A 14,665-nucleotide genomic window follows, 5' to 3' on the forward strand; every position below is an offset into this window, starting at 1 on the left:
GGCGACACACTCAGCGGCCGTCCTTGCTCAAGGTCACCGAAGCGGCAGGCGCGGCAGCGGGAAACAGGCGCGCATACGCGGCCAGCAGCTTGGGCGCTTCGTATTCCCACTCCAGCTCGTTGACCACGCGATGGCGGCCGAACGCCCCCATCTGCTCGCGGCGGGCGGGGTCGTCCAGCAATTCGACGATCTTGCGCGCCATGTCGACAGGATCATTTTTCAATGCATACAAGGATGCCTGCTGTGCGGAAACCTTGCCTTCGACCAGATCAAACTGCACGATCGGTTTGCCCAGGGCCATGTATTCCATGATCTTGTTCATGGTCGACTTGTCGTTCATGTCGTTGGCCACGTCCGGGTTCACGCACACGTCCGAGGTGTTGAGCATTTCCAGCAATTGCTGATCCGGCACGCGCCCCGTAAACGTCACGTAGTCGGCAATGCCCAGGTCCTGCGCCATCTGCTTCATCTGTTCCAGCGAGGTGCCGCCGCCCACCAGGCCGAACTGCACATCCTCGCGCTTCAAGGTCTGCACGATGTATTGTGCCGCCTGCAGCAGCAGATCGATGCCTTCCTGCGCGCCCATCACGCCCACGTAGCCGACCAGGTAGCTGCGGCCCTTCTTCAGTGCTGGCACGGGCGGCAGCACGCGCAAGCGGTCCAGCTTGGGTCCGCTGCGCACCACGTAGACATCCTCGGGCTTCATACCGCCCCGCTCGATGGCTATCTTCTTGTACGACTCGTTGGTGGCGATCGACACGTCGGCGCTCTGGAACGACCAGCGCTCGAACAGCACCATCAGCTTGTAAAAGAAATCGCGCCGGCCGAACTTGGCTTCGTACAGCTCGGGGTTGATGTCATGGTGGTCGAACAGGAAACGCTTGCCCATCGTCAACTTGAAGAAGCCGCCGATGAGGAACAGCAAATCAGGCGGATTACAGGCGTGAACCACGTCGAAACCACGGGCAAAATGGACTTTCCATGCCAGGCGGAAGGTATGGAACAGGGCCAGTGAATATTCCACCAGGTAACCCTTGGCCCCTTCCGCCTCCAGCGGCAGGTTGTAGCGGTAGATATGGATGCCGTCGATGGCTTCGTAGCGCGCTTCATAGCCCTTGCCCGTCGGGCAGATAATCGACACTTCATAGCCGTTCGCATGCAGGGTGGTCGCCTCCTGCCACACGCGCCGGTCGAATGGCGAAGGCAGGTTTTCCACCAGGATCAGCACCCGCCTCGGCTGGGCTCCCATGCCCACGGTTTTACCAGCAGATGCCGTCATACTGTTCTCCACTTTGTTCTTTGCTGATACGCACCAGGTCGACGATGTGCTGGTGCGGCCGCAGGCTGTTTGGTACGGTCTTGAATTCGGCCGCGCCATTGCCGATGACGATGGTGTCGGCAAAATCGAGCACGTCCTGCATGTTGTCCACCATCAGCTTGGAAATGTGCGGGATCATGTTCAGGATGTAATCCTGGTTGGCGCCCGTCAAGGCGGCCAGGTTGACATTCTTGTCGTACAGCTTCAGCTCGTAGCCCTTGCCCAGCAGATACTCGATGACATCGACCAGCGGCGACTCGCGCAAGTCGTCCGTACCGGCCTTGAACGAAAAGCCCAGGATACCCACTTTGCGCGCGCCCTTGTCGACGATCATCTTGATGCCCTTTTCCACTTGCTTCTGGTTCGATGGCAGGATGGAATTGAGCAAGGGCAAATCGAGGTCCAGGCTGCGCGCCTTGTAGGTCAGTGCGCGCACGTCTTTGGGCAGGCACGAGCCGCCGAAGGCAAAGCCCGGCTTCATGTAGTACGGCGACAGGTTCAGCTTGGTATCCTGGCAGAAGATTTCCATCACCGTGTGGCCATCGATGCCGACAGCCTTGCAGATATTGCCGATTTCATTGGCGAACGCCACTTTGACGGCGTGCCAGGTGTTGTCCGTGTACTTGACCATCTCGGCCGTTTCCACATCCGTGCGCACCAGCGGCGCGTCCATCTTTTCATACAGCTGCACCAGCAGCGCGCCGGCCTTTTCATCGGACTCGCCGATAACCGTCTTCGGCGGATTGTAGTAATCGTAGACGGCCGTGCCTTCACGCAGGAATTCCGGATTGTTGCACACGCCGAAATCGACGCCAGCCACCTTGCCGGAGGCCGCTTCCAGGGTCGGGATCACCAGCGAGCGCATGGAGCCGGGCAACATGGTCGAGCGCGCCACAACGACGTGGAAGCTGTCTTTTTCACGGATGGCGGCGCCGATTTCCTGGCACACCTTGCGCACGTGGCTCAGGTCCAGGTTGCCATTGAGCTGCGACGGCGTGCCCACGCAGATGAGCGACATGTCCGAGCCGAAGACCGCGTCGCGCACGTCGAAGGTGGCCCGTAAATGGCCGCTCTTCACGGTGGCGGCGATCATCTCGCCGATGTCTTTTTCAATGATGGGCGTGGTGCCCTGGTTAATCAGCTCCACCTTGGTCCTGTTCGGATCAACGCCGATCACTTCGTGTCCATCCGTTGCCAGACAACCAGCCGAGACGGCACCCACATAACCCAAACCAAATATGCTAATTTTCATGTTTTCCTCGTATTTTCTGACAGATCAGGGGTAGCCAAACTCAGGTGAAACTCCGTGCGCAAGGTGGCCGTGCCTTGCAGCCGCCCGCGCCAGACCAGCACAGGTGCAGCCTGCTTTTCATCAAAACGGCGCGAAATCCAGCCCAGCGGCGGATCGTCGCGGCCACACACCAGTTGCACGGAGGCATCCGGCAAGGGCGGCAAATGCATTTCCAGCGAGAAAGCGTCACCCGCCACGCGCAGCACATGGCCGTCCAGCTGCAAGCGGCAGCGGGGATCGAAGTGCCAGAACTGCTCCACCTCATGCGCCCCTTGGCATTCGAGCACGTCATCGACCACGATCAGCGCGGCGCCGGGCGCCACGCGCACCTCGCGCCGATGCAGCACAGCATCTTTCAAGCCCAGGTAGCCGTCATGGCTGGCGCTCCAGAATTGCCCGTCGGCATCCTCACGCCACACCAGGCACTGGGCCTGGGCCTTGCGCAGCCACAGGAAGTTGCCGCCCGACTCGGACTGGTCGCGGCCATCGATGCGCACGGTGTTGTGCGCGCTGGTGCCGCGGAAATAGTCGCGCCACTGTTTTTGCGTGTGGTAGGCATAGGTGCCCGGGTCGACCAGCACCGCCTGGCCCGCCACAGATAAGGTCAGCGCCAGCGCATCGGCGTGGCCGTGTGCGGCAATGCCCAGGTAGCCCAGCGGACCGGCATCAGCGGTCAGGCGCACCTCACCTGGCGTATCGAAACGCGCACCCATCACGTAATAGCCGCCATCGGGGAAAGCGCGCGGCAAGGCTTCGGGCGAAAGGTCCGGCAAGGCGTCAAACGCCTGGCTGCCTGCAGCGCCCAGCAGCCAGGCGCTTTTCTCGTCGAAGGTGCGTGCCTTGGCCTTGAAATCGGCGCGACCGAACAGGGCCGCGCCGCTGGCCAGCAGCGAGGTGTAGGGATTGGCGCCAGGGGATTTGTCCCAGTGCGCCAGCAGCGCGTCGTCTGCGTCGCCGATCATCGGCACCTCGCCCGCCACGTTCGTCATGGCGGCGATAAATTCCAGCATGGCTTCCAGGCGTTGTAGGAAAGCGGCGGAGCGGGGCCGGCCATTCGCGCGGCCCGCCAGCACGCACAGCAGCATTTCGTCGGCCACCGTGTGCTGGTAATAAATAGCTTGCTCGCGGTTCACGCCATCCGCGCCGTTTTGCTTGAGCGCCTGCGCTTCCAGCTCGCATTCCGTTTGCGTCAGCCAGCCGGCACTTTCCGGCCAGCAAGGCCATGTGAGCGCGGCGATATGCAAGCCCGTCAATTCACCAAACAGGTGGTTGTTGGCCGATGAGTGACGCGAAAAGTGGCCGGCGATGAAGTGGCAATGCTGGTAGATGCTGTCGAGCCAGCGCTGCAGGAACGCCTGCCCTTGCGCGCCCTCAAATAGGGGGCTGTTGATGCCGCCTAGCAAGTGCCACGCATGCGACCAGCTGACCAGGCGCAAGGCCAGTTCCAGCGCGCTGCTCCAGTTCGGCCCCAGCGGATACGGACACTGCTGCCACCACGATTCGAGCAAGGCTTGCGCCCCGTGCGCATGGCGCAGGTCGCCGCCCAGTCGATACGCCATCGCCAGGTCGGCCACGGCCAGGTGGCGGTTCGGTTCCCACAGGCATTTGATGTCACCCACCACCGCTTCATCGCGGTAATTGAGTGTCTTGCCAAAGCCCAGCGGCACCACGGTGCCCGTCTTCGGATCGCGGTTCCATTGCGGAGGGAAACCCAGGTCCGCATCGCGCAAGGCAAAGACGTCGAAACGGCCCGCCAGGATGCGTTCGGCGGCCGCCTGGTGCGGCGCCGCATCAATAGGCAGTCCCAGCCATGGCGCGCCGAAACGCTGGCGCACAGCGGGTGGCGGCGCCAGCGCCAGGCCGTAACCGCGCGCCTGCAGCCGTTGCTGCACCGCATCGCGCACGCGGTGCGCCACCTCGGGCGCCCCCATGGCGCGCAAGCGGTTCAGTTTCCAGGACAGATTGCTCAGCATGGGCCTCTCACAAATACTGGCGATGCCAGATTTCCAGGGTGAGCAAGCTCCACAACAGCTTCTCGTGGTTTTGCCGCCCAGCCACGTGTTCAGCCAGCACCTGCTGCAGTGCTTGCGCATGGTAGTAGTGGCGCGTGCGCGACTCGGCGCCCGTCAGGTGCTCGTACAGATAATCCTTCATGGGCCCGCGGAACCATTCGTTGACGGGCACGCGGAAGCCCACTTTCGGCCGTTCCAGGATGGCTTGCGGCAGCAGCTGTTTCATGGCTTCGCGCAAGATCCACTTGGTGGTGCGGCCGCGCACGCGGTACTCGTCCGGCAGGCTCGATACATACGCGGCCAGTTCGTGGTCCATGAAGGGCATGCGCGCTTCCAGCGAGGCCGCCATGGTCATGCGGTCGCCCCGCTCGAGCAGATTGTCGGGCAGCCAGCTCAGCTGGTCGAAGCACAGGATGCGGCGCAAGGCGCTGTTGCCGGCGCTGCCACAGCCCAGCGAGGGGTCGCGCTGGCGCGACGGCGCCGGCATGGCCACCAGGCGCGCGCGTTCCTGGTCGGACATCATGCCGAACCAGCGCGGCATGCGTTCGTCGAACGCTTCCAGGCCCAGGTTGACGATGGCCGTCTTGGCGCGCCGGAAACGGTAGGGCAAGGCGCCGATGGCCGGCTCGATCAGGCCGTGGCGCAGCAGGCCCGGCAGCATCTGATAATTGCCCGCATAGCGCTCGTACACGTGTTTGGGGTAGCCGCCGAGGATTTCATCGGAGCCTTCCCCCGTCAAGACCATCTTGACCGTCTTGCGCGATTCTTTCGCCAGCAGGTAGATGGGAATGTCGGACGGCTCGGCCACGGGGGCGTCGCGGAAACGCACGAGGTCGGGCAGCAAGGCGATGACCTGGTCGACGGACACTTCCAGCTCATGGTGTTCCGTGGAAAATTGGCGGGCGATATCGGCTGCATACGCCAGTTCGCTGAAGCCGCCCTCCTTGAAACCGACGGAAAAGGTTTTCACGGGCACGCCCGCATGGCGCGACATCAGCGCCACCACGGCAGACGAGTCGATGCCGCCGGACAAGAAAGCGCCGAAAGGCACGTCGGAAATCATGCGGATGCGCACCGATTCATCGAGCTTGTCGAGGAAAGTGGCGACGGGGTCGGCCGGCAACGGCACCGCCAAGCGGGGCCGGCTGTCGGGCGGCGTGTAATACACGCGCTCGCGCAGCACGCCGTTTTCCCATGTCGCCGTGGAACCGGGCGCCAGCTTGCGGATACCCTGGAATAAAGTAGCCGGGCCCGGCACGTAGCGGTAGGCAAAATAATCCCAGATGGCGGCCTGGTCAGCCTGCGGCGCCACGTCCGGCAAGGCCAGCAGGGCCTTGATTTCCGAGCCGAAAGCCAGCTTGCCTTCGTGCTGCCACAGAAACAGGGGTTTCTTGCCGAAGGGGTCGCGCGCCATGAACAAACGCTCATGGCGCGCATCCCAGATGGCAAAAGCAAACATGCCGCGGAAGTGCTGTACGCACTCCTCGCCCCATTGCACGTAGGCATGCACGATGGTTTCCGTGTCGGAAGCCGTGCGGAAATGGTGGCCCAACGCGATCAGCTCGTCGCGCAGAGGCTGGAAGTTATAGATTTCACCATTGAAGATGATTTGTACATCACCATCTTCATTGCCCAGCGGCTGGTGCCCCGTGGCGATATCGATGATGGACAGGCGCCGGTGCAACAAGCCCAGCTGCCAAGCACCATCGGCGCTATTGGCCAGCAGCACGCCCGTGTCATCGGGGCCGCGGTGCGCGATGGCGCGCCCCATGGCGTCGAGCGCAGCCGGCATGCCGGCGACGGACGAAGGGAAAATCAAACCGGCAATACCGCACATAATGGCTCGCTTAAAAAATAGGGGACCGACTAGAGCGCTGGCGACGCCAGCAACGCGCTGTAGACGCGGCGGAAATCCTGCGCCAGCCGCTCGACCGTATAGTGGCTCTCGATGCGCTCGCGACACGCCTGTCCCATGCGCTGCAACAAGGCGCGGTCGCCATCGAGGCGCACGATGGCATCGGCTAGCGCCTGCGGATCGCGCGGCGGCACGAATACGCCATGTATGCCATCCTGCACCACATCGGGAATCGCGCCCACGGGGCAAAGCAGCGCCGGCGTACGCGCCGCCATGCTTTCGAGCAATGCATACGGCAAACCCTCGTGATACGTGGGAAAGGCGAACAGGTCGGCATTGCGCCACGCCGCGTCTTTCTCCGCACCAAATTTTTGTCCCAGGAAAGTCACTGTGTCCTGCAAGCCCAAGGCCGCCACCCGCTCGCGCAGTGCCGCCTCGTCCGGACCGCTGCCAACCAGCGACAGGCTCGCCGCCACGCCGGCACCGCGCACCAACTGCATCGCCTCGATCAGTTCAAACAGCCCCTTGCTGTCCACCAGGCGGCCCACGTACACCAGAGACAACGGGCGCTGCGGCGCAAGCGGCTTGGCACCCGCGTCCAGACCCGCATCGATGGCGTTCGGAATCACCTCCAGCGCCAGGGTTGCATCGAAGCTGCGATAGCCGCGCAATTCGCACTGCGCCAGTAGCACCACCGCATCGGGCAGGCGCAGGACGCGCCGCAGCAGGCCCGTCAACAGATGCCGGCCACCGAAAAACTCTTGCGGCAAGGCGCCGCCATGCACCTGATAAACAACCCTTTTACGCATCAGCTTGGCAATTGCCAGATACACGACATCGCGCCAATAGCTCTTGGGCTCCATCGACGTATTCAAATGCACGATCGCCGGACGCTCACGCAACAAGGCGATGAGAAACAGGACAGGGCTAAGCAAGAGGCGCCACACTTTGCCTGGCAGCGATTCCCCCCTGCCCTCGCTACCGACTTGAAAAAGCACGAAGCGAAACTCACGCGGTAACGCTGACTGCAACAGCTGATTCAAGTGAGTGCTCACCCCACTGACGGCACCCAGGGAAGGACCGAGCAACATGATAGTAGTCATATCCGGGAGTATAGTTTATTTCTTAGCAACAAGGTTGGCAAAAACACGACATTTTTCCAAAATAGTTTTATTGTTGTTTAATGACTCTACTGCGCCAATGACATAACAACCTCCCCCGCAACTGTGCTAGCGCCGTCAGGGAAGCGCGGACAACAAGGTACGGTAGCGCTTGGCTAGCATGGCAGCCAGTTCGCGGTAGCTGCGCTGCGCTTCGATAAACGCTGGCCCCGTGGCGGCCCGTTTGCGCGCGGCAGCAGGATCGCCCAGGATTTCATTGAGTGCCTGCGCCAGCGCAGCGGGGTCGCTGGCTGTCAGCCAGCCGGCGCCGCTACTTTCCAGTACATGTACTTGGTCTGGCGTGTCATTCCCCACGGCTGGCATGCCAAGCGCCAGGTACTCGAGCAGCTTGGTGGGCGAACTGACGTCGTACAGCGGCCCGCGGGGGATGAATGACACGGCTGCATCGGCGGCAACCAGCAATTCCCACGCCTGCGCCGGTGGCAGCCAGCCCGTGATACGCACGGCCTCGGCCAGTCCTAATTGACGCACATACTCGAGCAGCATGACTTCATCGTGTGGCGTCGGCGAATTGCCTATCAACAGCAGGCAAGCCGTCGGTGAAGTTGCGCGCATGATCGCCAGCGCGTCGATCACCCGCTCCAGCTGGCGCGACTTGTCCAGCGTACCGAGATAGGCAATCAGGGGCACATCCTCCCAGCCTTCCGGCCGGAGCGGCTGAGGCTGGGACTTGCCGAGCAGCTCCATATCAACGCCCATCGGCACCGCTGTCATGCGCTGTCCTGCAATACCCTTCGCCTGCAGCACCGCCAGCATGGCGTCACTTTGCACGAAAACGTGTTGCGCGCGCGGCAAGACCACCTTGTACAACATGGCCTGCTCCAGCTGCCCCTTCCATAGCACCAGCCGGCTACGCCAGCCTGCGCCGCGCTGCAATTGTTCCTGCGCCCGCTCAATGCGCCCTTCGCTCATCAGGTACGACACCCAATAATAGAAGGGAATGCCCTTGCGTCGGGCGATCAGCATGGCCAGCCAGCCCAGCGGTACCATATCGCGCACCTGGATGGCATCACACTCTCCCCGTTTCGCTTCCAGCAAGGCTTTCAGGCTCAGCCACAAATAGGCCAGCTCACGACGCACCCGGCTACGCTGGTAAGCTGGTCGACGCACCGAGCGGAAGCCTTGCAGGTCGGGGGCATCGGGAGACGCCTTGCCGACCACATCGCACAGTACTTGGTGGCGGGGCAGATACTTGCCAAACAACACGCTGACATCGGCGCGGAAAGTGGGCAAGGTCTCGGGCACGAACTGCAGAATTTTTAGGAACATAGTCGATCAGAAAAATAGCCGAAAAATGCAAATAGAGGCCGAATACGGCTCACTACGACGGAAAAAACTTGCAGAATATATCACCATTCGGCAAAAAATTATCTTGATAACATCTTTTTACGTGCATATGTCGCTCGGGATGTAGTTAATGTGATAATTGCATTTTTTTGGCGAGGCGTCGATGATGCATATTTTGTTGTCGCAAGCTGGCAACTATCGCGATGGAGTCAATCATTTGCGCCAGCGCAAGTGAGCATCGTTGGGCCGGCAAACGCCGCTGCAGGGATACATAGCAAGAAATGCATTCTGAAGTCCATGTTCTCCCCACCATTGCTGCGAGCGTGCGGCCCCTGGACGCCCAGCGACCGCATCCTGGTGGTCGGCTGGCAATCGCTGCCAATACTTGCCATGATACGCTTCAGAATGTTGCCTCGTCCCAAGAAGTTACTGGTCATGGCTAGCTTCATCCATGGGCAGCGGGCTGCGCCGTATTGCAACCGGGCCGGGCAATGGCGACGCTACCCATGGGGTTTATCGCCTTTTCTCAAGGCGAAGTCCGGAATCTGCTCGACGACGTCGGCATGGATACGACTGCCGTGCATTTCCATCGGTGGCGCCAGGCGCCCGATGGCCGGGCAGATGCGGCGGACATTTTCGGTGATGGCTTTATTGTCAGCGGCGGCTATTCCAATCGCGACGATGCACTGTGATTGAGGGCGACGCGCGATATCGATGCGCCAAACTGCATCGTCGCCTCAGCGCACAAGCAGATTGATGCTGCAGTTACCCCCATGCCATGGTGTACCGGGATATTGCTGAAGGAAAATTTGAAGCACTGCTGGCGCACAGTCGGGTCCTTGCCATGCACTTCAAGAGTCAAGGGGAGGCCTGCGGCCAAAGTGTGCTTCTGCGCGTGCTGCGCAACGTAGAGCGCTGATTGCGACACGCGATGAGGCGATCGTAGCCACCCTGAGTCGCGATAACGGAGGATTCGTCCCACGCAGCGACGCCTGCGCCATGCACAGCGCGCTGCTGCGTGCCTTGCAAGACGCTGATTTCAGGACCAAGCTCAGCAACCAGATTCGCCAGGCCAAGCAGCACGCGAGCGTAGCAGCAGCCGGGGGAAGAAATCGAGCGGTTTCTGTTGTCAGATTGAAAAAAGCCTGCGGCACGCCGCAGGCTTATCAAGCCAGGCACTGCATGACAGTGCCTGTGTGAACGTCACTTCTTTAGTTCGGAATCGTGATCGTCTGCGCTCCCACCTTCAGAACCCTGCCCGTCTGTGTCGACGTAAGCGTCGTCTTCGGACGCTTGCATCCCACGTCAAGCAATACGATAAATTCGGCAGACTTCGCCTTCACCGACTTGACGAATGCCCCATGGTCTTCCGTCGTCCCCTGCTTTGGCGGCGGTCCTGAGCGGACTTGATAGCCATTACTTTCAGTGCCCAGGGAGCTGATACACAGCGTGCGGTCGACTTTGCTAATCTTCACAGCAGTCGAACTCTCCTTGAGAATCGGCCCACCCGCATGCAGATTCCATTCAAACGACAGCGCCGTCGGCGCGCTCAGCTTGTCGACCACGACCACCGCATCCTGTCCGCGCACATACCATACCTTGCGCACGGCCGAACTCAGTGCGCCACCATAGGCAGGCGTCGCATCGCCGGCGGCATAGTCCAGTGTTGGCGTCGTGGAAAACGCCGTGATCTTGCCATTCATGGCCAGATTCTGCGTATTTTGATCGATGATTTGCCCAACGCCATTATTGAAAGTGATGGCGTTTTTAGCCTTGGTCTGGCGATACCATGACAGACCCAGCGGCGAATAGAAATAGTCCTGGTAACCCGATTCAATCAACAAACGGCGTCCACCGCTATCGATCACAATCGAATTCTGGTCCCCGTGGCTATGATTATAGGAACCGTAGGGACTGGACTTGAAATACACCGAGGTGCGCTTGAGGTCGGACAAATTGCTGTGCATGGCGACCCAGCCGATACTCGGATACAAGGCGGCATTTGCTGGAGGAAGCGGCGCGTCGGTAACCGTCTGGACCGGCAGCGGGTATGGCGCTTGCAACAATGTCAAATCATCTTCGTCGCCTGGTATATTCTTGGCATACCATGCGGCATTGGCCGACTTGATGCGCGACGAAAAACCTTTCAGCACAAAGTTATACATATCCTCCTCGTGCGCATCGCCAAACACATGGCCGGGCGCTCCTGGCGGCACGAACTGCATCAGGTAGCGTGAAAATCCGGCAGCCCAGGGTTTATCGAAGATATTCACGCCTGTGATTTCGGCCATCGGCTGCCACATTTGCAACATATTGTCCGCGCTGTACATGCCGTAGGCAGTGCCATTGGAAAAGCCGCCTTCCGGGCCGCTCCAGACACTGATGGAATTAACATAGGGACGGAAGGAGAAATCGAACCATTTATCAGCAGCAGGGATATCACCCATCGTCAAGGTCGAGACCAGAGCCAGAAAACCTCGTGCCTCCGTACCGTGGGAATCATACGGCTGGTAGTCGAGACGACCATCGTCGCTGGAAAGATCGGCGTACAGCGCTCCAAAGCGCGCATTGATCGACGCCATCCAGCGGGCCTTGCGTGCTCCATCCTTCGCCAATTCGGCGAAGAGCAAATCCGCAGTCTTCGCCAATGCCATTGTAATGGTGTTCGATCCGATATCGTGATTGACATAGCTCGTCATGCCAGCGGGACTGAGCGCCGCCAGTTGGTCGCCTCGGGTCAGCGCTTCCTGCAGATACTTCGACTCGCCTGTGATCCGATACAGCACCGCCGCACCAAGCGCCTGATTGCTGATATCGCCCACAGACTGTGAAATTTGGTTAATGTATAAAGTCCGCGTCGCCGACGGCATGGTCGAGGTCAACGGCCATTTTGCATCCGAGGGAGCTGCCAACGCGTATTGCTGGCCAACAATCTGGCTGCTCACGTACGAACTCAGCCGAGTCAGGGCCGGGCCACGCGCTGTAATCATGGCTTGCGTCCATTTGGACCTAGGCAGAAAAGTGCTGGCCTGCTGGCGCGGACGCGCATGCGCCAGAATCCTGGCCTTGATCGTCCCCGCTTCCGGCACTTCAAACAACTGCGACGAACTGTCGATCGTAAAGCTGCGCGGCGTCGACCAGTCAACCTTGGTGCTGGGCCGCACCCGCCAGGTGTACTCACCGGCAGCAAAAGCCTTTGAAGGCAAGTAAACGTTACTGGTCGACGTAAACGTTGCGACCGTCGCGCCATTTTTTTGCACTTCCAGCGTGTAAGAAGGAGGCTTGGTTGCGCTGGGATAGCGCGACCACGCAAAGGCTGGCGGGTTCTGCGCTTGTATCTGGCGATCCGCAGGCGCTGGTCGCACGACGGATAAATCTGTCGATTCTGCCCAGTCTGCCCTGCCCGGCCCGGAACATACACTCATCGTCAACGCAAGACCGACGGAAAAAAAAGACTTCTTGTGAATCATTATTGGCTCCAGCAGTAGAATAATCGGACATAAGCGGGAGTGACACAGCAACCTCATCAAGCTTGCCGGGCTGCCGTATAAAAAATACAGTGTTTCATTCTTATGCACTGTACTTAAATATCACTCCTCGTACTTCCTTTTCACAACTATACACCTGATATAAAGAAATTGCGTTACCAGAAGTCAACAAACAGCCATAAAACCAATAATAAAGCCCAAAAAAAATCTTCTCCAAGCACACCAATTACAATATATAAATACAATCATTCAAGCTGCAAAAAACATAACATTTCAAGCAAATTAATGAACCTGAAAACAATATTCATACTGGAAATATTTCTCATAATTCATCAAATTTCATTACTGAAAACCTGAATAACTCCACTGAAACAATGATTTAATTTCAATATATTGTTAAAATATAATTCAGATACCCGCAGGAAAATTTATCAATTTTTCAAATGCAAAAAAACTAAAGGTGTTGCATACGACTGCCGCCCCCCCACAGAGCTGACATATATCAATCGCCAGCAGATACAGCACAAAACGCAGTGCCATACCGCCCCCATAAACTATGGAACAATTCCCGGCATTCAATTGCAGCATCTTTGAATATTTAAAAACAAGACCTTGGGTTCAACCAGAATATTCGAGGTTGAATACATTTCCGCACGGCTGAAGGCGAGATGTGAGGATATTGCAATCGTCTTAGACTGAGGCACACGGTGAATAGTGGCAAATTAATCTGCAGCTCCATCATCGTGGTATTTCCCGCCATAATTCTTCATCAGCGTTGTCCAACTTGCACATCTTGCTTAATATCACAAATAGGCCATTGCCGCACCAGGCCTTCGAAATCCACCCAACGGCGATAAACAGGCCCGCAATTTAATATGCCATGGGCTTGCGTCGCATAAAATTCTTCCAGAAAACTTATTTTCGCATTGATATTTTTTGCGAGAAATTTTGGCGTTTCCAACTCTTTCAAGACAGGCGGCATCAACAGAACTGAAGATGAGAAATCAACTAACTTCCTGACGCAGTGCGAAATTTGCATGTGGTGGCTATGTCCGTATTCGCCTTCAGCATTATGCGTAGCAACGGTACGCCAGGTCTTCAACGACAAATAGTGAGAGATTACATATTCCAATTCGGATTCCGGCAAGGACTCATTAAAAACATCTTTAAAATCATGAATGATGCCCTTTACTCCAAATGCTCTCATTGCAAAAATAAACTCCGTGCGGCGCGCCAAATTATCGCCATTGGTCAAGCATACTACAAACGGCTTATGTTCCTTGATATAGTTATAAAAGAAAATAACATCGTCATCAGGGTGAGCGATAAAGAGAATATTCTCAAAATCAGCAACCACATCCAATGCTGGAAATTTGACCTTCCAAACCAAGGACTTTACGCGCGCATAAAATTTCCGGAATATACTTACGCGAGAGATGAAAACTATAATGGGTAACATTTTTCCTCACAACATATCGACATTTAACTTATCCACATTTGGAAATCCTGATACGATCAAGCAGAAATTCAATACAAAACACCCTTGGCGTTTTTCGTGAAGAACTTGACACCAGGGCAAAATCCAATGCAAATATACATTCAACCATCAGGCCATTCGTAAATTGATCAGCCTCGCAAACAAAAAATTCCTCACCGCCGCCGCATGTCATTCACTTGCTGCCCACAACAGAATTGAAGCAGCAACAACAGCTAATAAATACAGCATGCAATGAATTGCCGCATCAATTCGAACGGGCTGCGGCACAAATGCCTGATCAAAACTCAGGATAAAGAAAATCAATGAAAGATGCGCTAAATACAACCAAAGACCATAAGCAGCCAGGAAATTGAAAAATTAAAAATGTATCACTGGAACATTTTTGGCCATGAAAAATTAATGAGACTGCAAAAAAACCATTCCATACAAATGTCCTGATAGAATCCGGCTTCATGCTGCTCCACCATTCAGGAAAGAAAAGTGCACGGCTGGCCAGCAAAGATGCGCCATCGCTGTAATGGACGGCCAGCACTTAGAGCAAGGCGATCATCCGTAAAGCGGGAAGAACGACGATACATGGTTGAGTCACTGTGTCGATGGGGTATTTGCAATAATAGTAACATATTGCTAGCATGGCATCAATAAGCGTGGCACCGATCAGACAGCCACTCATGACATCACAGGATGACAGCCTTATAGGGGCTAGAGAAGCATCAGAGCCGCACATATGCAACA

General features: G+C 57.5%; 9 protein-coding genes. 1 reads left to right on the forward strand and 8 read right to left on the reverse strand.

Annotated elements, in window-relative coordinates; genetic code table 11:
* Positions 1-10: 10 nt before the first annotated feature.
* The 6 genes from C8C89_RS24600 to C8C89_RS24625 form a co-directional block, all read right to left on the reverse strand.
* Positions 11-1,279 (reverse strand): glycosyltransferase family 4 protein, encoded by a 1,269-nt coding sequence (locus C8C89_RS24600; protein ID WP_180338601.1) that lies wholly within the window; start codon positions 1,277-1,279, stop codon positions 11-13.
* Positions 1,260-2,570, reverse strand: coding sequence for a UDP-glucose/GDP-mannose dehydrogenase family protein (locus tag C8C89_RS24605; protein ID WP_101484366.1), 1,311 nt, complete (start codon positions 2,568-2,570; stop codon positions 1,260-1,262). Before C8C89_RS24605 ends, C8C89_RS24600 begins: the two co-directional genes overlap by 20 nt.
* Positions 2,567-4,582, reverse strand: a complete 2,016-nt coding sequence (locus tag C8C89_RS24610) for an alginate lyase family protein (protein ID WP_243858400.1) — start codon at positions 4,580-4,582, stop codon at positions 2,567-2,569. Before C8C89_RS24610 ends, C8C89_RS24605 begins: the two co-directional genes overlap by 4 nt.
* Positions 4,583-4,589: 7 nt before the next feature.
* A complete protein-coding gene (asnB, locus tag C8C89_RS24615; protein ID WP_133993702.1) occupies positions 4,590-6,458 on the reverse strand; it encodes an asparagine synthase (glutamine-hydrolyzing) in 1,869 nt (622 codons plus the stop codon).
* A gap of 29 nt (positions 6,459-6,487) precedes the next feature.
* Positions 6,488-7,579 (reverse strand): glycosyltransferase family 4 protein, encoded by a 1,092-nt coding sequence (locus C8C89_RS24620; RefSeq protein ID WP_133993704.1) that lies wholly within the window; start codon positions 7,577-7,579, stop codon positions 6,488-6,490.
* Between the two features lie 135 nt (positions 7,580-7,714).
* The gene (locus C8C89_RS24625; RefSeq protein WP_133993706.1) at positions 7,715-8,926 is read right to left on the reverse strand and encodes a glycosyltransferase family 4 protein; all 1,212 of its coding nucleotides are present in this window, start codon (positions 8,924-8,926) and stop codon (positions 7,715-7,717) included.
* Between the two features lie 524 nt (positions 8,927-9,450).
* On the opposite strand from C8C89_RS24625, the gene C8C89_RS24630 reads away from it, so the two are divergent.
* Entirely contained in the window at positions 9,451-9,636 is a 186-nt protein-coding gene (locus C8C89_RS24630) for a hypothetical protein (RefSeq protein ID WP_133993708.1), read from the forward strand.
* A gap of 519 nt (positions 9,637-10,155) precedes the next feature.
* Here the strand turns inward: C8C89_RS24630 and C8C89_RS24635 are convergent.
* Together C8C89_RS24635 and C8C89_RS24640 are read right to left on the reverse strand one after the other, a co-directional pair.
* The gene (locus C8C89_RS24635) at positions 10,156-12,414 is read right to left on the reverse strand and encodes a DUF4962 domain-containing protein (protein ID WP_243858402.1); all 2,259 of its coding nucleotides are present in this window, start codon (positions 12,412-12,414) and stop codon (positions 10,156-10,158) included.
* A gap of 787 nt (positions 12,415-13,201) precedes the next feature.
* Positions 13,202-13,891, reverse strand: coding sequence for a PIG-L family deacetylase (locus C8C89_RS24640; RefSeq protein ID WP_101484359.1), 690 nt, complete (start codon positions 13,889-13,891; stop codon positions 13,202-13,204).
* Positions 13,892-14,665: the final 774 nt, after the last annotated feature.

Origin of the sequence: Janthinobacterium sp. 75 (assembly GCF_004365495.1) — a bacterium.
GTDB lineage: Bacteria > Pseudomonadota > Gammaproteobacteria > Burkholderiales > Burkholderiaceae_D > Janthinobacterium.